The sequence below is a fragment of the bacterium genome (assembly GCA_016708025.1).
Lineage (GTDB): Bacteria > Zixibacteria > MSB-5A5 > GN15 > FEB-12 > FEB-12.
The window spans coordinates 497,820-516,154 of the sequence record JADJGQ010000001.1; the positions used below are offsets into that span (position 1 = coordinate 497,820).

Sequence of the window (18,335 nt, forward strand, 5' to 3'; positions counted from 1 at the left end):
TTGGTTGTCGCCAAGATCGGCGTCAACAATCTCCTCAAACATATCCTGTCAGTTGAGGCAGGGATGCGACGGGTGGCGGAGCATCTGGGAGAAGATCCAGCCTATTGGGGGTTGGTTGGGCTGCTGCACGACCTTGATTACAACGAAACCAAGAACGACGAACATTACCACACCTATCTGACGGCCGAATGGTTGTCGCCCTATAATCTGCCGGAAGAGATGTTGTATGCGATCCATGCGCATCCCGGCCATGTACCGTGCAAGTCGAAGCTCGACTGGGCTCTTTACGCGGTTGATCCGACGACCGGTTTTCTTGCGGCTTGTGCGATGATGCACCCGGAGAAAAAGCTGTCGGTGGTTGACTCGGATTTCATGGTTCGTCGATTCAAGGAAAAACGCTTTGCCGCCGGCGCGACGCGCGAGAACATTGCCGCCTGTTCAAATCTGGGGATAGAACTGGATCAATTTCTCCTGCTGGTCAGGGAGGGGATGCTGCGGATCTCGAACGAGCTGGGTCTGTGAGTCATTCTGAGTCAGTCTCCCTCTGGAAGAAAGATATCCTGGCCTGGTCGCTTTACGATTTCGCCAACACCATCTACTCAATGAATATCGTATCGCTTTACCTGAAGCGATATATCGTTCAGGATCTGGGACATCCGGATCACTATTTCGATCTGCCTTTTGCCGCCTCCATGCTGATTGCGGCCTGTGTCCTTCCGGCCCTGGGGGCAATGTCTGACCATACTACCAAGCGCAAGATATTCGTTTTTCTCTTCACGCTGACGTGCTGTATGTCCGTGGGCTTGATGGCGTTTGTGCCGGCCGAATTCATTCTTGGGATCGTGATTCTGTTTATTATCTCCAACTTTTCCTATGAGGCGGCTCAGCCATTTTATAATTCACTGCTCTATTCGGTGGCAGAGGGGAAACATGCGCGGGCAGTTTCAGGACTGGGTGTCTCGATCGGATATGTTGGTTCGATCGCGGGGATGATCCTGGTGCTTCCGTTTGTGAGTGGATCGATGTTCGGTATGGAGATCCCGTTTGTCTCGGGTTCGGGGAAGACAGGTTCATTTCTGCCGACCGCGGCGCTGTTTCTGCTATTTTCGCTCCCATTGTTCTTCTTCGTTCGCGAAAGGCGATCGCATACGCCCGAAAAAGTGACTTTTCGGCAGGCGTATCGAGATGTCTGGAGTGCGTTGCGGAATACTCGCAAATATCCCGGGGTACTTCGATTTTTGATAGCCGACTATTTTTTCGAGGATGCGGCATTCACGGTCATCCTGAATATAGGATTATATTGCTCGATCGTGTTGGGATTGCCGGAAGAGCAGATCACAACCTTCCTGATCATCTCGACCGTGTCGGCCGTGGTGGGAGCGTTTGTGGTGGGGAAGATCGCAGAGCGATGGTCGCTCAAGAATCTCATGACAATCATAATGTCTGGATGGGTAGTTGCGTTGGTGGCGTTTGCATCGACCGACTCGATGCCGGTAGTCTGGGTGCTTGGATCGGTCGTCGGCATTCTGCTAGGCGGGCTCTGGACGACATCGCGTCCGATGCTGGCGGAGTTGGTGCCAAAGGAAGAGCTGGGGCGCTTTTTTGGGATATTCGCGCTTTCCGGGAGGGCGGCGGCAGTGGTGGGGCCGGTCGTTTGGACCGCCATTATTTACCTGTTTCAGCCGGAGAACATGTTGGGGCGTTGGGCTGTTCAATCCTTCAACCTGAGTGAAGCCCAGGCGGAGAAGTTGCCGTATAAACTGGGGGTTTTGTCGCTGGCTGGTATGATCGTTATCGGGCTGGCCATATTTAGAAAGGTGCCGCATACGACTCGGATGATGCATGGGTAAGAAGATCGGAGACTGGTTTCATTATGCCGGTGCGATTCATGTTCACACGACTGAATCCGACGGCACCAAAAAGCTCGAAGAGGTCGCCGCGATCGGCGAGCGGGCCGATCTCGATTTTATCCTCTTTACCGACCATATGAATCTGCACAACCGCGAACAAGGGAAGGAAGGGTTTTACGGCAGACTCCTCGCCCTGGTTGGGTACGAGCACAACGATGTCGACGACAACAATCACTACATGATATTTGAATCTCCATCGGTTTATCCAAGCGAGATGACCTCCGCCGAATATGTGAGCGCGGGAGCGAAGGACAACGCTCTCGGAATAATCGCGCATCCAGATGAAATTCGTGACCGGATGGGACAGTACCCGCCATACCCCTGGACGGATTGGAATGTAGATGGCTACACAGGAATCGAACTCTGGAATCAGATGTCGGAGTGGATGGAGCGTCTGACGCCATCGAACAAGTTATTGATGGCATTTTCTCCTCGCAAGTCGATGGTTGGACCGACCGATCGCGTCTTCGCCAAGTGGGATGAAGTGAACAGGTCGCGCAAGATCGTCGGGGTAGCCTCAGTTGATGCACATGCTTTTCCGATCACAGTTGGACCACTGAAAGTTGAAATATTCCCTTACAAAGTGCATTTCCGGTCACTTCGGACCTATGTCATTTTGCCGGAGCCGATGTCCACTGACTTCGCGACAGCGAAAAATCAGGTGTACGGTGCACTTCGCGACTGCCGGGCGTTTGGAGCGCATATTCGCTGGGGAGACCCGATCGGATTTCAGTTCAGTGGACGGAACGGGTCCGAGCGAGTGATCGCGGGCGGGAGATTGAGCAGCCTGACCGACGCAAAACTCGAGGTGCGATTGCCCTCCAGCGCAGTGATCCGGCTGGTCGGGAATGGGAAGAGGTTAGTGGAGACGACAGGCGATTCGCTGGAGTTCTGTCCGACCGAGGCTGGAATATATCGCGTAGAAGCCTGGAAGAATGAGCGGTGCTGGATCTTCTCAAATCATATCAGGATCGGAGTCTGACTTTGCCGCTCAATGATGGAAATGCGACAACTGAGGTGGTCGAATTGAGCGCACCCGAATCGACTGGTGCGACTGGTGTCATTTCCTGCAAGTTTGTCGTCCTCGCGAATAGTAGTCACTACATCCTGATCTTTGGGGATGTACAGAAGTATCCATATCATGCGAATGTGCTAGATGCTTACAGTCAGCAAACTGGATTAGCCCGTCACTGGATCAAACAGCCCGATCAATTGCACCTGGATGATCCGCAATTCCGGTTGTTGGGGGGCGGGTATCTTGATCTGGACCGTCAGCGCCGCAAAGTTCGAATATCCGGTTCATCCAAAGCTTATGGGTTCTTTGATTCCGAGGCAGTCAGGCTGATTGTCAAGAATTCCAGTTTTTTCGCCGATTTTGCGGTTTCGGTCGAGTATTAAACAATACCCTACAATGTGATTTTCGGTACAAGCAGGGATTTAGAGGACTGGAACTATCCTCTATTCTTTGTGGTTATAACGCTTTGGAAGATAGCAAAATAAAGCGGACGAATGTAGCCCGTATTATGCTGTTGTCTGGAGCTAACTTGGGCTAAGTCGACCAAAATAGCTGTTGACTTTGAGCTGTGGTTTGGCTAAAGTAGACGGAATTTTGTAGGGATTCAAAGCGAAGGTCAAGGCAGTCATGGTTGAGACATACTACCCGATCCTGTTTTTGGTGCTTTTTGCCGCCATTTTGGCCGCAGTCATGGCTGGTGCCTCGATATTGCTAGGGAAGCGGACCAAGTTAGGGAAGAAGGGTCAGGCGTACGAGTGCGGTATCGATCCTGAAGGTACGACGAAAGACCCAGTCCCGGTTAAGTTCTTCCTGGTAGCAATCTCATTCATACTTTTCGATATCGAAGTGATCTTCCTGCTCCCGTGGGCGGTAGTTGCGCGCGACCTTGGGTCGTTCGGCTTCCTCGCCATTATCGTGTTTGTAAGCCTGGTGTTGATCGGGTACATTTATGAACTTGGACGAGGTGCCCTCAAATGGGATTAGAAGAGAGAATTCCTGATTCAATTATATTGACGTCATTGGACAAGATGGTCAACTGGGCGCACAAGCGCTCTATGTGGCCGCTTGGATTCGGGCTGGCTTGCTGTGCGATCGAAATGATCTCGACATTTGCGTCGCATTTCGACCTTTCCCGATTCGGGATGGAGGTGATGCGTCCATCACCACGGCAAGCGGACCTGATGATCGTCGCTGGCCGCGTTTCCATGAAGATGGCGCCGGTCGTCAAGACGCTGTACGAGCAGATGCCGAACCCGAAATGGGTGATCTCCATGGGGGCCTGCGCTTCCTGTGGCGGGGTATTCAACAACTACGCCATCCTGCAAGGGGTGGATCGCATAATTCCGGTCGATGTGTATGTCCCTGGCTGTCCGCCCCGACCGGAACAGCTCATGCAGGGAATTCTCAAGCTGTTTGAGAAAGTAGAAAAGGAATCCGTGAAGGACTCACGGGAAGAGTGGGGCCGGCGGGTGTAGTAAAAGGTCGCCGGGTGCCGCAGCCGATCGTTTCGGTTTGCCGCCTTGTGAATTTTGGAACTTGAATATGGATATCAGAGAGCAGCTCAGCCAGTTCATAGCCGCCCAGTGCGGAGACGCATTGCTCAGGGAGGAGACCTTCCGCGAGCAGCAGTCCTTTTACGTTCGCCCGGAAGTATTGCTTGATACCTGTCAGGCGCTTAAAGAGCATGAGTCGCTCAAGGTCAATTTCCTGGCGGATATTACCGTAGTCGATTGGCTAGGGGATGAGTACGAGTCAGCATACGGCCGCTATGAGGTTGTCTACAATCTCTATTCGCTCGAACATTCGTATCGCTTTTTCATCAAGGTGTTTCTGCCGTCAGACAAACCGGAGCTCGCCAGCCTCACCCCGATCTGGAATGGGGCAAATTGGATGGAGCGCGAGGTTTGGGATCTGTTCGGCGTGACATTTGTGGGTCACCCGGACCTGACCAAAATTCTGACTCCCGATGATCTCGAGGGGCATCCGCTTCGGAAGGATTTCCCGCTCACCTACGAACAGCCGCACTTCACCCACAACAAGGATCTTCCGCCAGAGGTGATTCGCTGATGGCTGAACAGAAGACTCTCCATATCAATATGGGACCCCAGCACCCGTCGACGCACGGCGTGCTTCGGGTGGAGTTGGATATCGATGGCGAAACGGTGGTCAAGGCACGTCCGGTGGTGGGGTACCTCCATACCGGTATCGAAAAGACGATGGAGTCCAAGCTGTATTACAAGGCGCTCCCGTGTACCGACCGAATGGACTATCTGGCTCCGATGTCCAACAATCTCGGCTTCTGTCTGGCTGTTGAAAAGCTGATGGAGATCGAGGTCCCGGAGAAGGTCAAGTATGCCCGCGTCTGCCTTGCCGAATTGACTCGAATTTCCTCGCACCTGGTTTGGCTCGGGACACATGCGCTTGACCTCGGTGCGATGTCGATGCTGTTATATGCATTCCGCGAGCGCGAGATGATCGTCGACATATATGAAGCGTGCGCGGGACAGCGGATGATGACCAGCTATATCCGAATCGGTGGGCTGGCCCATGAACTTCCGAAAGATTTTGAGAAATCAGTTCGCAATATCATCAAGGTGTTGCCCGATCGCCTGCGGGATTATGAGACACTCCTGACCGCCAATGAGATATTCATCAACAGGACAAGAGATGTCGCGGTGATCTCGGCCGAGGATGCGATCAATTGGTCACTTTCCGGTCCGATGTTGCGCGGCTCAGGTGTCAAGCATGACCTTCGCAAAGCTAATCCGTATTCCGGCTACGAGAAGTTTGATTTTGATATCGCCTATGGAACCAAGGGGGATGCATACGACCGGTATCTGCTTCGGCTCGAAGAGATCCGGCAATCGTTGCGGATCGTACAGCAGGCTATAGATGGGATGCCGGAGGGACCGTATCGGGCCCATGTTCCGGGAGTGGTGCTTCCGCCCAAAGAGGATGTGCTGCACAAGATGGAAGCGATGATCTTCCACTTCAAAATCATCACGGAAGGGTTCCATGCCCCCAAAGGAGAGGTATACCAGGGGATCGAGTCTCCCAAGGGAGAGCTTGGGTTTTATATAGCGGGAGATGGTTCACCGGTAGGTCGCCGTATCCGGGTGCGTCCGCCGTCATTCATCAATCTTGCCTGTCTTCCGGCGTTGGTCGAGGGACGGCTGTTGGCCGATGTCGTTGCGGCGATCGGGTCGATCGACATTGTACTCGGAGAGGTTGACCGATGATCCTGACCAAAGAGTCAGTTGCTCAGATAAAGGAGAAGGTGGCGCTGTATCCGAAGCGCAAATCGGCTATTTTGCCGGCGATCACGATCGCGTACCACCAGGTTGGGCATCTCAACGACGAGCTCTACAAAGAGATTGCGGATGTGATCAAAGTGCCGTTTGTCGAAGTTGCTGAAGCGGCGACGTTTTACACGCTGTTCGTCAAACAGCCACGAGGGAAGCATTTGATCCAGGTCTGTCATAATATATCCTGTGCGTTGATGGGGTCTGACAGCCTGACCGGTTATCTTGAGCAGAAGTTGGGGATCGCCAAAGGGGGAACTACGAAGGACAATCTGTTTACGCTCATCACGGTTGAATGTCTGGGGTCGTGTGCGACCGCACCGATGATGCAGATAAATGAAGACTTTTATGAGAATTTGACCCGCGAGAAGGTCGACAAGATCATCGAGGAGCTGCGAGCCAAGGGATGACCTTCTATTCACCTGTCATAACGAATGCGACCGAGGTCGCCAAATCGGAACGGCTCCACCTGTTCAGGTATGTCGAGGATCCGAATCAGCGGAGTATTGATACGTTTATCTCGCGCGGCGGATATGAGTCCTGGAAAAAGGTCGTCACCTCAATGAAGGCGGACGAAGTGATCGCCGAGGTGAAAGGTGCGGGATTGCGCGGTCGTGGCGGAGCAGGATTCCCGACCGGCATGAAGTGGAGTTTCGTCCCGAAAGACTCTCCCAAACCCCGATATTTGGTTTGCAACGCAGATGAGTCCGAACCGGGGACCTGCAAGGACCGAGTGATCATGGAGCGTGACCCGCATGCCATGATCGAAGGGATGGCGATCGCCGCGTTTGCGATCGGCAGCCATCTGATGTTCGTTTATATTCGTGGCGAATTCAATGAATCGATCCGCACGGTTGAGGCGGCGATGCGCGAAGCATACGCCAAGGGGTTCCTGGGAAAGAATGTCCTGGGTAGCGGCTATGATCTTGATATGGTGGTGCATACCGGTGGTGGCGCCTATATATGCGGCGAAGAGACCGCGCTGCTGAATTCGCTGGAAGGGGAGAAGGGGTTGTCGCGGATACGTCCGCCATTCCCGGCAGTCGAAGGCTTGTATGCCTGTCCGACAATCGTGAACAATGTAGAGACATTGTCGGCGGTGCCGCATATTATCAAGCATGGCGCAGCGTGGTTTAAGTCGATGGGGACTGAAAAGTCACCCGGCTCGAAGATCTTTTCGCTTTCCGGCCATGTGAAGCGTCCGGGCAACTATGAAGTCGAACTTGGCTTCAACCTCAAAAAACTGATTTATGATCCGGCCTATGGTGGCGGGATGCTGGGAGACAAAAAGCTCAAGGGCGTGATCCCGGGTGGAGCCTCGACACCGTTGCTGACTCCGGACATGATTGATGTCAGTCTGGATTTTGAATCGCTGCAATCAGTCGGTTCAATGCTCGGGTCCGGCGCGGTGATCGTCTTCCATGAGGATACGTGTATAGTTTGGGTGATCCTGAAGCTGATCCAGTTTTTCCGCCATGAATCCTGCGGAAAATGTACGCCCTGTCGGGACGGCACAGGCTGGCTGGAGCAAACGATTCGCAAAATAGAACGTGGCGAAGGGAAACCGGGCGATATCGAGAAGATCGAGGATATCTGCGGCAACATCCTGGGGCGGACGATCTGCCCGCTGGGCGATGCGGCGGTGATGCCGATCCAATCCGCGGTCAAGCACTGGCGGGATGAATGGCTTCATCATATTGAGCATAAGCAGTGCCTCGTGAAAACCAATTTTGAGTTCAAGTGAGCTGAGATAGATGGCAGACCAGACCAAAACCGACACACCACCTGTGGCAGTCAAGACCGTGACACTGACGATCGATGGACGTCAGGTGTCAGTCCCCAAAGGGACGACCGTTCTTGAGGCGGCGCTGGGTATGGGGATACATATCCCGTCATTTTGCTGGCATCCCAAGCTGAAGCCGGTTGGCGCTTGTCGCATGTGTTATGTGGAGATAGAGAAGTTTCCGAAACTTCAGGTCTCCTGCGCGACCGAGTGTTCGGACAATATGGTCGTCCACACAGATTCAAATCAGGTGAAGATGGGACGCAAGGCCGTCCTGGAGTTCCTGCTCACAAATCATCCGCTTGATTGCCCGACCTGCGACAAAGGCGGGGAATGTGATCTGCAGAACCTGACATTTGCCCATGGTTACGATGACAGCCGGTTCGAGTTCATGAAACGGCGTCACATTCCGGATAACAAAACGACGTTTGACGATCTGAAGATCGGCCCGGAGATCGTACTCAATCGGAATCGGTGCATCCTGTGCTACAAGTGCGTTCGCTCGAACAAGGAAGCGTTTGGCGAATACGACCTGGGGGCATATGAGCGCGGGAATCATACCGAGATCAATTCCGCACCGGGCGAACAGGTTGACAATCCGTTTTCAGGGAATCTGGTGGAGATCTGCCCGGTCGGAGCCTTGACCAATACTGACTGGCGCTATAAGATCCGTGTTTGGCTGACCAAAACGGCGCCGTCGATCGATCCGTTCGATGCATCGGGGACCAATACGCTTATTTACCGCGATCCCCACAAGGATCTAATGTACCGTACGACATCACGTCGCAATGATGCCATCGATGACGGTTGGCTGCCGGACGTGGTACGTTATGGATACCAGATCGCTCACTCGACGGACCGTCTGCAGACGCCGCTAATAAAGAAGAACGGCAAGCAGGTAGCAACTACCTGGGAAGAGGCGCTGGCATTTGTAGGCAAGCGACTCAAAGAAATCAACGAGACCAAGGGGTGCGTGTGTATCGGTGGGATCGCGGGACCGCAACTCGACAGCGCTACACAATACAGTTTTGCCAAGTTTATGCGTCTGGTAGTTGGATCGAATAATATCGACCACCGCACAGACTACCGAAATCTTCCGACCACTCCGGATGGTGCATATTCGGTGCTGGCTTCGCGAGCCTTCACGATCGCAGATATCGATAATTCCGATGTGATCCTTATACTTGGCTCCGATCTTGTGCGCGAGCATCCGAATGAGTACCTGCGGGTACGCAAGGCGTACAATTTCAGCGGGTCGAAGATCTACTCCGCCAATTCCTACGGCGTGAAATCATCGGATGTCGCCAATCTTGAATTACTCTATCTGCCGGGGACTGACGAAATTTTCCTGAACGGGCTCTGCCTGGCGGCGATAGAGGAGAAGGTGGCAGTAGCAGGCGATGCTTCAGCGCTGGTCTCCAAGCTGACTCCGTCGACTGTAAACGAGTGTGCCGTGGCCTGTGGTGTTACATCAGCAGACCTTCGATCGCTGGCCAAGTCACTCGCTTCCGGTAAAAAGATAACGATCCTGGTTGGCGAGCAGGTCAGTCAGTCGCGTGATCGAGAAGCGATCGCCGCTGCGATCTGCAATTTGAATCGCCTCGTGGGTATTGATCAGCGTGGACAGGTCGCGGTCCTGGCACGGTATGCCAATACCAAGGGTGCCGAACGCACCGGTCTGCTGCCGACGCCGCATCCATCGGTGAAAAAAGAGTTGGCCGCACTCTGGAACGAATTTCCGGAAACAGCTCCTCAGACGACCGAAGGGATGTTCGACCTGATCAAGAAGGGGGAGATGCACGGGATGTTCATTCTCGGGGCGAATCCGGTCATGATGTATCCTGATCGTCAGATAGCTGATGAGTCGCTCCAGAAGCTGGATTTCCTGGTGGTAGCCGATCTGTTTGAAACCGATACGACTGCACTGGCCGATGTCGTTTTACCGCTGGCGAGCTGGACAGAGTATTCAGGGGATTATGTCAATTTAGAAGGAAAAGTCCAGCGTGCCGAGCAGGTGATCAAGGCGCAGTTTACGTCACTTCCTGGTTACGAGATAGTCGCCCAGGTAGCCAAGGCAATGGGCCAGAAGTTATTCAATTCCGACAACCAGCGAGAATCTGAGCTTCGTCGACTGCTGACAATAGATACAACATTGCCGGTTCCTTCGAGCTGGCTCGAAGTAAAGGCAAATCCGGTTGCGGCGGAGAAAGATTATCCTTACGCGCTGGCGGTCGGCGACGACGCACATCACCGGAGCTATCTCACAGAGAAGTCGGTCTCGTTATTTAATTTCTGTTCAGAGGCATATGCCGAGGTGGGGTCGGAGCTGGCGGAAAAGCTGAATCTGACCGATGGCGACTCACTGCGTATTGAATCAAGATCCGGGAAGGTGATTTTGCCGGTGCGAGTGTCGCAGTGGATGGAAGGGGACGTGGTGTTTGTTCCGCGCAATTTTGCCTCCACGCACATCAACGGGCTCCTCGATCGCAAAGCAAGAGTGGATCGGGTAAGACTCCAGAAAGCGACGGATTAGGCCATGCTGGAAATGATCCTCCTTTCTTCGGTCAAAGTGATAATCGTCGTAGTGGCGGTACTGACTGGTTGCGCCTATGCTACCTACATGGAGCGCAAGGTGGTCGCGATCATGCAGCATCGAATCGGACCCTCTTACGCCGGACCCTACGGGCTGCTGCAGCCGCTGGCCGATGCCATCAAAATGGCGTTTAAGGAAGATATCGTCCCGGATAATGTCGAGAAAGTCACCTATGCTCTGGCGCCGTTGCTGGCGTTCATACCGTCGTTACTGTCGTTTGCGGTAGTGCCGTTTTCAGCAGACTTCTCACTGGTCGGACGCGAGATCACCGGAGTTATTTCAGATCTGAATATTGGCATTCTCTGGATCTTCGCGGTCACCTCGCTCGGCGTATACGGGATCATTCTGGCGGGCTGGTCGTCTGGTTCGAAGTATTCACTCCTGGGTGGAGTGCGCTCTTCGGCGCAGATGATCTCATACGAGATCAGCTACGGGCTATCAATCGTTGGCGTGATCCTCATCGCCAACACGCTTTCAATGCGCGAACTGGTGGAGCAGCAGGATAATATCTTCCACTGGTTTATCTGGAAGCAGCCGCTTGGCTTTTTGTTGTACATTGTCTGTGCGATAGCAGAGACCAACCGTGCGCCATTCGATCTGCCCGAGGCAGAATCTGAATTGGTGGCGGGGTATCATACCGAGTATTCATCGTTCCGCTTCGGGATGTTTTTCGTGGGTGAGTATGCCAATATGATCGCCGTATCGGCGGTCGGGGCGACGTTGTTTTTTGGCGGATGGCAGTGCCCCTGGCCGGGCTGGCCGGTGCAGTTGTCGATCGTCTGGTTTGTGGCCAAAGTGTTCCTGTTTATGTTCTTCTATATCTGGTTGCGGGCAACGCTGCCGCGCTTCCGGTACGATCAATTGATGAATTTCGGCTGGAAAGTGCTTTTCCCGCTGGCGGTGTTGAATGTGCTGGTGACCGGAGCGATCGTCCTGTTCTGATGAACGGCACAGTGTGACTGAAGAGTGTAGAGGATTGTGATATGAGAGAAGTACTCAAAGCGCTCGGCAATGTGTTCCTGAAGATGCCCTGGGGATTCTGGGTCACCTTCAAGCACATATTCAAGAAGCCGGTGACTCTGGACTATCCGCGGAAGAAAAAGCCGATGGCGCCGCGGTACCGTGGATTGCATTATCTGGAGCGCTACGATGACGGCACTGAGCGGTGCGTCTGTTGTGGGCTGTGTGCCGCCGCCTGTCCCGCCGATGCGATATATATGGAGCCCGAGGAGACCGAGAACGGCGAACGCAAAGCCAAAGTGTATGAGATCAACTTGATACGCTGCATTTTCTGCGGATTCTGCGAAGAGGCCTGTCCGGAGGAAGCGATCTTCCTGGGGCAGGAGTATGAATTCTCCAATTTCGATCGGAATTCATTTATCTGGAGGAAGCAGGACATGCTGGTGCCGTTCCCGCGCAAAGATAACCCGTTCAAACGGATGATCCGCCGAGTGCGGAAAGTCTATGGAGTGCCCAACGCGGTCCGATGAATATTGATACCATCATATTCTTCATCTCCGCTGTAGTTGCGGTGTTTGGTGCGACCATGATGATCTCGCAGCGCAACCCGGTAGCATCGGTGTTGTACATGATCCTCTCGCTGGTCGCTCAGGCAGTGGTGTATATCCAGCTCAGCGCGCTGTTTGTCGGCGCGATGCTGGTGATCGTGTATGCCGGCGCCATCTTGGTGCTATTCCTCTTTGTGATCATGTTGCTGAACCTGCGTGGCCGGGAGGATCTTGGCGCGCATTCTTCTCCGATCAGCAAGGCGACCAAGTACGTTGTTTCGCTGCTGTTGTTCGTTGAACTGATTTTTATCATCAAGAGTGTGGCGCTGGGCGGTCCGGTGGCCGGCTTGATGGGGACTACTCCGCCGACGGATGACTTCGGGTCGGTGAAGTCGGTGTCAATGCTCTTATTCACCAAGTATCTATATCCGTTCGAACTGACCGGTATCCTGCTACTGATCGCCGTCGTAGGCGCAGTGGTGATCGCCCGACGCGATCGCGCTGAGGATGCCGAGGAGTCGAAGGAAGCACCAGAAACGACATCCGAGCAGACGGATGAGGCGGTGACGAAATGACGCTTCCAATCTCGGCGTATTTGACTCTCGCCGCGGTGCTGTTTGGGATAGGGACAGTGGGTGTCCTGATCTCCAGAAACATGATCGTCATGTTCATGTCGATCGAGTTGATGCTCAATTCGGCGAATCTTGCTTTGATCGCGTTTTCGCGAGCGCTCAACCTGATGGACGGACATGTTATGGTCTTTTTGGTCCTGACGGTCGCTGCTGCTGAGGCCGCGGTCGGGCTGGCAATGATCATCACCATTTTCCGCAACCGGGAGACGATAAATATCGACCGGTACAGCATGCTGAAATGGTAGGACGAAAGAATGGTTGATTACCTTTTTCTGATACCCCTATTGCCGCTGATCGGCTTTCTGATCAACGGGCTTCTGATCGGACGACTTCCCAAGCCGGTGATCTCGATCGTTGGCTGTGCCTCGATCGGTGCATCGTTCATTCTTTCGCTCGTTTCGTTTTTCGAGTTGAGGTCGATGGCTGAAGGGGCGCGGGCTATGGAACAGGTGCTGTTTACCTGGATCCCGTCGGGAAGTTTCCATGTCGATATCGCCTATTTGCTCGATCCACTGTCGGCAGTGATGATCCTGGTCGTGACCGGGGTTGGGTTCCTGATCCATGTCTATTCAGTCGGCTATATGAGCCACGATCCGGGGTATGGACGTTATTTCGCATATCTGAATCTCTTTACTTTCTCGATGCTCACGCTGGTGTTGGCCAACAATTACCTGCTGATGTTCGTCGGGTGGGAAGGGGTCGGGCTCTGCTCGTATCTGTTGATCGGTTTCTGGTTTGAAAAGAAGTCGGCCTCGGATGCGGGAAAGAAAGCATTTATTGTCAACCGTATTGGTGACTTTGGATTTTTGCTGGGGATGTTCATCATCTTCTGGCAGGTCGGTTCGCTTGATTATTCAAAGGTGATGGCAGCCGCCCCGACGGTATTTGTCGCTGGCGGCGGACTGATCACCGCGGCCTGCTTGCTGATGTTTGTCGGCGCTACGGGCAAGTCTGCCCAGTTGCCGTTGTATGTTTGGCTACCGGATGCGATGGAAGGCCCGACTCCAGTCTCCGCGCTTATCCATGCAGCTACCATGGTCACGGCTGGCGTTTACATGATAGCGCGTTCCAGTGCTTTGTTTGTGCTGGCGCCGGATGCCTTGATGGTGGTAGCGATCATCGGCGCGCTGACAGCGCTGTTTGCAGCGACAATCGGTCTGGTTCAAAATGACATCAAGCGGGTGCTGGCGTATTCAACCGTTAGTCAGCTCGGCTATATGTTCCTGGCGTGCGGTGTGGCCGCATTTTCGGCCGGCGTATTTCACTTGATGACCCACGCGTTCTTCAAGGCATTGTTGTTCCTTGGCGCAGGTTCGGTGATTCACGCCATGTCAAGTGAACAGGATATACGGAAGATGGGAGGACTGAAAAAGCATCTTCCGATCACCTATTGGACTTTCCTGCTCGCCTGTCTGGCGATAGCCGGAATTCCAGGCTTCTCCGGATTTTTCTCCAAGGATGAGATTCTTTGGAAAGCGTATTCTTCGAGCCACGGGCACTTGATGTTGTATGTGATCGGTCTGGTGACGGCCATCATGACTGCCTTCTACATGTTCCGTCTGCTTTACCTGACGTTCTGGGGCTCGGAACGTATGGACAAGCATACCAAAGAGCATATCCATGAATCACCCAAGATGATGACAGTGCCGTTGATGGTGCTGGCAGTGCTTTCGGTGATTGGCGGATATGTGGGCATGCCACATGTTTTAGGAGCAACGAACTATTTCGAGGAGTGGCTGGCGCCGGTCTTGGCTAGTTCGGCCGGGCACGGAGCAGAGGTGTCGACTGAGATGCATATGTCCGGGGCAGGGAATGCCGGACTTGAATTGACGCTCATGTTTGTCACGGTCATACTCGCGGTGGGGGCGATTCTCCTGGCGCACCGGATGTATCTCCGTAAACCGGAGATGGCGACCAATATTCGGGAGAAATTCAGCGGGCTTCATAAGCTGCTTCTGAACAAGTATTTTGTCGACGAGATTTACGGTGCACTGGTTGTGCGACCGCTGGTTTATTTCTCTGTTTTCCTCTGGAAAGTCGTTGATGTGCTGATAATCGACGGTCTGGCGAACGGCATTGCCGTGGTCGGCCAGGATGCTTCTGAACTGCTTAAATATGCACAGTCGGGACGAGTACGCGGCTATGCGACCGTCTTCGTGACCGGTGTAGTGGTCATAGTCGGATACCTGGTGCTGAGATAAGTTATGGACTGGTTATCATTAGTCACATTCCTTCCGATTTTGGGCGTGGTGCTGCTAACGCTGGTGCCGGCGAACCAGCATTCGACCATTAAGATGGTCAGTCTCGGTATAGCAGTCGTCACCATGCTGGTGTCATTTTATATCGGCTATTTCTTTGACCCGCTCGCGACCGGTATGCAGTTCAATGTCAATATCCCCTGGGTGAAATCGCTCGGGATCGGTTACCATATGGGGATCGACGGTATCTCGTTGTTGTTGATCCTGCTGACGACCATTTTGACAGTTCTCTGTATACTTGCTTCATGGAAATCAGTGACGACCGGCGTGAAGGGGTACTTCATGTCGATGCTGCTGTTGACCACCGGTATGATCGGTGTTTTCTGCGCGCTCGACCTGTTCCTCTTCTATGTCTTCTGGGAAGTGATGCTGATCCCGATGTATTTTATCATCGGTATCTGGGGTGGCCCACGGCGTGTTTATGCGGCGATCAAGTTTGTGCTCTTCACGATGTTCGGCTCGCTGTTGATGCTGGTCGGCATCTTGTATCTCTATTTCGCGTATCATACGGCGACCGGGGAATATACTTTCGACCTGCTGAAGATAACCTCGATGCAGATCGGCTATCAGCCGCAGCTCTGGCTGTTTGGCGCGTTTGCGCTGGCATTTGCGATCAAGGTTCCGCTGTTCCCGTTCCACACCTGGTTGCCCGATGCTCACGTTCAGGCACCAACTGCCGGTTCGGTTATTCTGGCTGGTGTATTGCTGAAGATGGGAACGTACGGCTTCCTGCGCTTCTGCTTGCCGATGTTCCCTGATGCGACGATCGTATACGCTCCTTATATACTGTTACTTTCGGTGATCGCGATCATCTACGGCGCGCTGGTGGCGATGGTCCAAAAGGATGTCAAGTCGCTGGTGGCGTTTTCATCTGTCTCGCATATGGGATTTGTGATGCTCGGGATGTTTGCGCTTAATATCGAAGGGATGTCCGGCGCTGTGCTCCAGATGCTGAATCACGGTGTCTCGACGGGCGCACTCTTCTTAATTGTCGGGATGATCTATGAACGACGGCATACGCGGATGATCGAGGATTTCGGCGGCATCGCCAAGGTGATGCCCGTCTTTGCGACATTCTTCATGATAGTGACACTGTCATCGATCGGCCTGCCGTTTACGAACGGCTTTGTCGGCGAATATCTGATCCTGCTTGGGACATTCCAGTCGAATATGTGGTATGCGGTTTTTGCAGCATCGGGAGTGATTTTGGCGGCTGCCTATATGCTGTGGATGTACCAGCGAGTCATTTTCGGCAAGGTGACCAATCCAGAGAATGAACGGTTAACCGATCTCACTATGCGTGAGCGGTTCATCCTGATACCATTGGTCATTTTCGTTTTCTGGATAGGAATATATCCGAAACCGTTGTTTGATCGGATAGAACCGGCGGTGAAGCAGGTTTTGACGCAGGTCGGGCGGGCGCAGAATGCCAGCCTGAATGAGAAGTTCCAGATCCAGGCAGAACCAACCGCGACACCCACGGCTACCGTGACACCAACCAGTGGAGGCCACTGATGAGTCACGAGGTGATCTTGTTCACGAAACCGGGTTGTCCTTACTGTGCGGCGGCGAAAAAGCACTACACCGACAACGGTATACCGTTTGACGAGATAAATGTGAAGGAGTCCGCGGCTAATATGGAAAAGGCGCTCAAAGTGAGCGGTGGGCAGCGGATCGTGCCGGTGATAGTTGATCATGGGAAGGTCACGCTTGGCTTCGGCGGAGGCTGAGGATTCTGATAAAGGCGCGACGGTCGTCGCGAGAAAAGTATGACAGATTACGCTTCAACATTGTCGATTGATTTCAGCCTGATCGCTCCCGAACTGGCTCTGCTGGTCGCGGCGGCCATCATCATGGTCTTTTCGGCTGTTCGGTCTCTCCCTAAGTGGGCGCCGATCGTTGCAGTGGCGGGATTCGCCGCATCGTTGGCCTTGACCATCATGCAGTGGGGCGTTACGCAAACCGGATTTGCGGCCATGGTGACAGTGGATCATTTTGGCGTCCTGTTCAAGTTGATCTTTTTGGTGGCGTCGACCTTGTCTCTTTTTATGGCCTACCGATATCTACATGTGAAGCGGATCAACAAGCCTGAGTTCTACGCCATGCTCTTAGTCTCCACGTTGGGGATGATGGTTATGGCGAATACGACCGACCTGATCGTGCTGTTCCTCGGACTTGAGATCATGTCGGTCCCACTCTATGTGATGGCCGGATTCAACCGTCGGAGCCTCGAATCAAACGAGGCAGGGATCAAGTATTTCATTATGGGGTCGTTTGCGACTGGATTCCTGCTGATGGGAATCGCGTTTGTATACGGCGCGGCTCAGACAACCAGCCTGACTCGAATTGTAACTGATTTCGCTCATATCGCAAATACTTCGGGACTTTATCTTTATGCAGGCGCGGCATTGCTGCTAATCGGATTCGGGTTTAAGGTTTCCGCGGTGCCATTCCATAGTTGGGTACCCGATGTCTATCAGGGGTCGCCGACGCCGGTCACGGCCTTTTTCTCTGTAGCTCCGAAAGCAGCCGGGTTTGCCGCTTTGCTTCGGATATTCAGCTACGGATTTGCCGATATGGCGGTTCTTCAGGAGATATTCTGGGTGCTGGCTATCCTGACGATGACGGTCGGTAATATCCTGGCGCTCAGGCAGGACAATGTCAAGCGGATGCTGGCCTACTCATCGATCTCGCACGCTGGCTATATTCTGGTAGCATTGACGGTTGGGGGAGCGGTATCGGTATCGGCCGCGATCTTCTACCTGGTCGCATATAGCATGTTCAATTTGGGCGGGTTCGCAGTGGTGACGCTCCTGGAGAGCCGTTCCGGGATGAAGGCGGATTTCTCCGAATTGGCCGGACTGTCGCGCTCAAACCCGTATCTGGCGGCAACATTGGCTCTGTTCATGTTTGCGCTGAGCGGTTTTCCGCCGACGGTGGGATTCCTCGGCAAATTCTATATTTTCTCCGCGGCTGTGGAGAAAGGGTTCATTACACTGACGGTGATCGGTGTGATGAATTCATTCGTGTCGGTTTACTACTATCTGCGCGTGATCAAGGTTTCCTATTTCGATACGTTTGATGAACGACCGATCCCGGTAACGGTCAATTTCGCCATTCTGCTTGTCCTGGTGGTCACGGCCATAGGCACGCTGGGCCTTGGATTCTTCCCGGACACGATCATTAATATGACCCGGCAGGCGATCTTCGCGTCAATGTAAGCGGATTGGCGGGCCATTTGGGCTAGTCTCTCGCTCACCTTTAGAATCATTGACTTTAAACCTCCATATTTAGTATGTTGCTACGAGTTCGGCTGCTGCCGGACTGGGGAAAC

General features: G+C 53.4%; 19 protein-coding genes. All 19 read left to right on the top strand.

The genetic code is table 11. From position 1 onward, the window contains the following. The first annotated feature begins 63 nt into the window (after positions 1–63). The 19 genes from IPH75_02160 to IPH75_02250 all read left to right on the top strand — a co-directional run bounded on the left by IPH75_02160 (position 64) and on the right by IPH75_02250 (position 18,222). The gene (locus tag IPH75_02160; GenBank protein MBK7140868.1) at positions 64–522 is read left to right on the top strand and encodes an HDIG domain-containing protein; all 459 of its coding nucleotides are present in this window, start codon (positions 64–66) and stop codon (positions 520–522) included. Then, positions 519–1,850, top strand: coding sequence for an MFS transporter (locus tag IPH75_02165; protein ID MBK7140869.1), 1,332 nt, complete (start codon positions 519–521; stop codon positions 1,848–1,850). The genes IPH75_02160 and IPH75_02165 overlap by 4 nt, the downstream gene beginning before the upstream one ends. Then, positions 1,843–2,892 carry a histidinol-phosphatase gene (locus IPH75_02170; GenBank protein ID MBK7140870.1) on the top strand — a complete coding sequence of 350 codons (1,050 nt, stop codon included), beginning with the start codon at positions 1,843–1,845 and terminating at the stop codon, positions 2,890–2,892. Before IPH75_02165 ends, IPH75_02170 begins: the two co-directional genes overlap by 8 nt. Then, positions 2,853–3,308 (top strand): hypothetical protein, encoded by a 456-nt coding sequence (locus IPH75_02175; protein MBK7140871.1) that lies wholly within the window; start codon positions 2,853–2,855, stop codon positions 3,306–3,308. Before IPH75_02170 ends, IPH75_02175 begins: the two co-directional genes overlap by 40 nt. Positions 3,309–3,552: 244 nt before the next feature. Continuing rightward, positions 3,553–3,909, top strand: a complete 357-nt coding sequence (locus tag IPH75_02180; GenBank protein MBK7140872.1) for an NADH-quinone oxidoreductase subunit A — start codon at positions 3,553–3,555, stop codon at positions 3,907–3,909. Next, the gene (locus tag IPH75_02185; GenBank protein MBK7140873.1) at positions 3,900–4,400 is read left to right on the top strand and encodes an NADH-quinone oxidoreductase subunit B; all 501 of its coding nucleotides are present in this window, start codon (positions 3,900–3,902) and stop codon (positions 4,398–4,400) included. Before IPH75_02180 ends, IPH75_02185 begins: the two co-directional genes overlap by 10 nt. A gap of 67 nt (positions 4,401–4,467) precedes the next feature. Next, positions 4,468–4,992 (top strand): NADH-quinone oxidoreductase subunit C, encoded by a 525-nt coding sequence (locus IPH75_02190; GenBank protein MBK7140874.1) that lies wholly within the window; start codon positions 4,468–4,470, stop codon positions 4,990–4,992. Beyond that, the gene (nuoD, locus tag IPH75_02195; protein MBK7140875.1) at positions 4,992–6,164 is read left to right on the top strand and encodes an NADH dehydrogenase (quinone) subunit D; all 1,173 of its coding nucleotides are present in this window, start codon (positions 4,992–4,994) and stop codon (positions 6,162–6,164) included. The genes IPH75_02190 and nuoD overlap by 1 nt, the downstream gene beginning before the upstream one ends. After that, positions 6,161–6,637: an NADH-quinone oxidoreductase subunit NuoE gene (nuoE, locus tag IPH75_02200; GenBank protein MBK7140876.1), complete on the top strand. Its 477-nt coding sequence runs from the start codon at positions 6,161–6,163 to the stop codon at positions 6,635–6,637. The genes nuoD and nuoE overlap by 4 nt, the downstream gene beginning before the upstream one ends. Further along, a complete protein-coding gene (gene nuoF, locus IPH75_02205; GenBank protein MBK7140877.1) occupies positions 6,634–7,971 on the top strand; it encodes an NADH-quinone oxidoreductase subunit NuoF in 1,338 nt (445 codons plus the stop codon). Before nuoE ends, nuoF begins: the two co-directional genes overlap by 4 nt. Positions 7,972–7,981: 10 nt before the next feature. After that, positions 7,982–10,543: an NADH-quinone oxidoreductase subunit NuoG gene (gene nuoG / locus IPH75_02210; GenBank protein ID MBK7140878.1), complete on the top strand. Its 2,562-nt coding sequence runs from the start codon at positions 7,982–7,984 to the stop codon at positions 10,541–10,543. Positions 10,544–10,546: 3 nt separating this feature from the next. Then, positions 10,547–11,545 (top strand): NADH-quinone oxidoreductase subunit NuoH, encoded by a 999-nt coding sequence (nuoH, locus tag IPH75_02215; GenBank protein MBK7140879.1) that lies wholly within the window; start codon positions 10,547–10,549, stop codon positions 11,543–11,545. A gap of 41 nt (positions 11,546–11,586) precedes the next feature. Then, a complete protein-coding gene (gene nuoI / locus IPH75_02220; GenBank protein MBK7140880.1) occupies positions 11,587–12,093 on the top strand; it encodes an NADH-quinone oxidoreductase subunit NuoI in 507 nt (168 codons plus the stop codon). Next, positions 12,090–12,686: an NADH-quinone oxidoreductase subunit J gene (locus IPH75_02225; GenBank protein ID MBK7140881.1), complete on the top strand. Its 597-nt coding sequence runs from the start codon at positions 12,090–12,092 to the stop codon at positions 12,684–12,686. The genes nuoI and IPH75_02225 overlap by 4 nt, the downstream gene beginning before the upstream one ends. Further along, entirely contained in the window at positions 12,683–12,988 is a 306-nt protein-coding gene (gene nuoK / locus IPH75_02230) for an NADH-quinone oxidoreductase subunit NuoK (protein MBK7140882.1), read from the top strand. The genes IPH75_02225 and nuoK overlap by 4 nt, the downstream gene beginning before the upstream one ends. A 9-nt stretch (positions 12,989–12,997) precedes the next feature. Beyond that, the gene (nuoL, locus tag IPH75_02235) at positions 12,998–14,944 is read left to right on the top strand and encodes an NADH-quinone oxidoreductase subunit L (GenBank protein MBK7140883.1); all 1,947 of its coding nucleotides are present in this window, start codon (positions 12,998–13,000) and stop codon (positions 14,942–14,944) included. 3 nt (positions 14,945–14,947) lie between these two features. Continuing rightward, positions 14,948–16,516 carry an NADH-quinone oxidoreductase subunit M gene (locus IPH75_02240; protein ID MBK7140884.1) on the top strand — a complete coding sequence of 523 codons (1,569 nt, stop codon included), beginning with the start codon at positions 14,948–14,950 and terminating at the stop codon, positions 16,514–16,516. After that, on the top strand, positions 16,516–16,731 hold the full coding sequence (locus IPH75_02245; GenBank protein MBK7140885.1) for a glutaredoxin family protein: 216 nt from the start codon (positions 16,516–16,518) through the stop codon (positions 16,729–16,731). Before IPH75_02240 ends, IPH75_02245 begins: the two co-directional genes overlap by 1 nt. 39 nt (positions 16,732–16,770) lie before the next feature. After that, positions 16,771–18,222 (top strand): NADH-quinone oxidoreductase subunit N, encoded by a 1,452-nt coding sequence (locus IPH75_02250; protein MBK7140886.1) that lies wholly within the window; start codon positions 16,771–16,773, stop codon positions 18,220–18,222. Positions 18,223–18,335 lie beyond the last annotated feature (113 nt).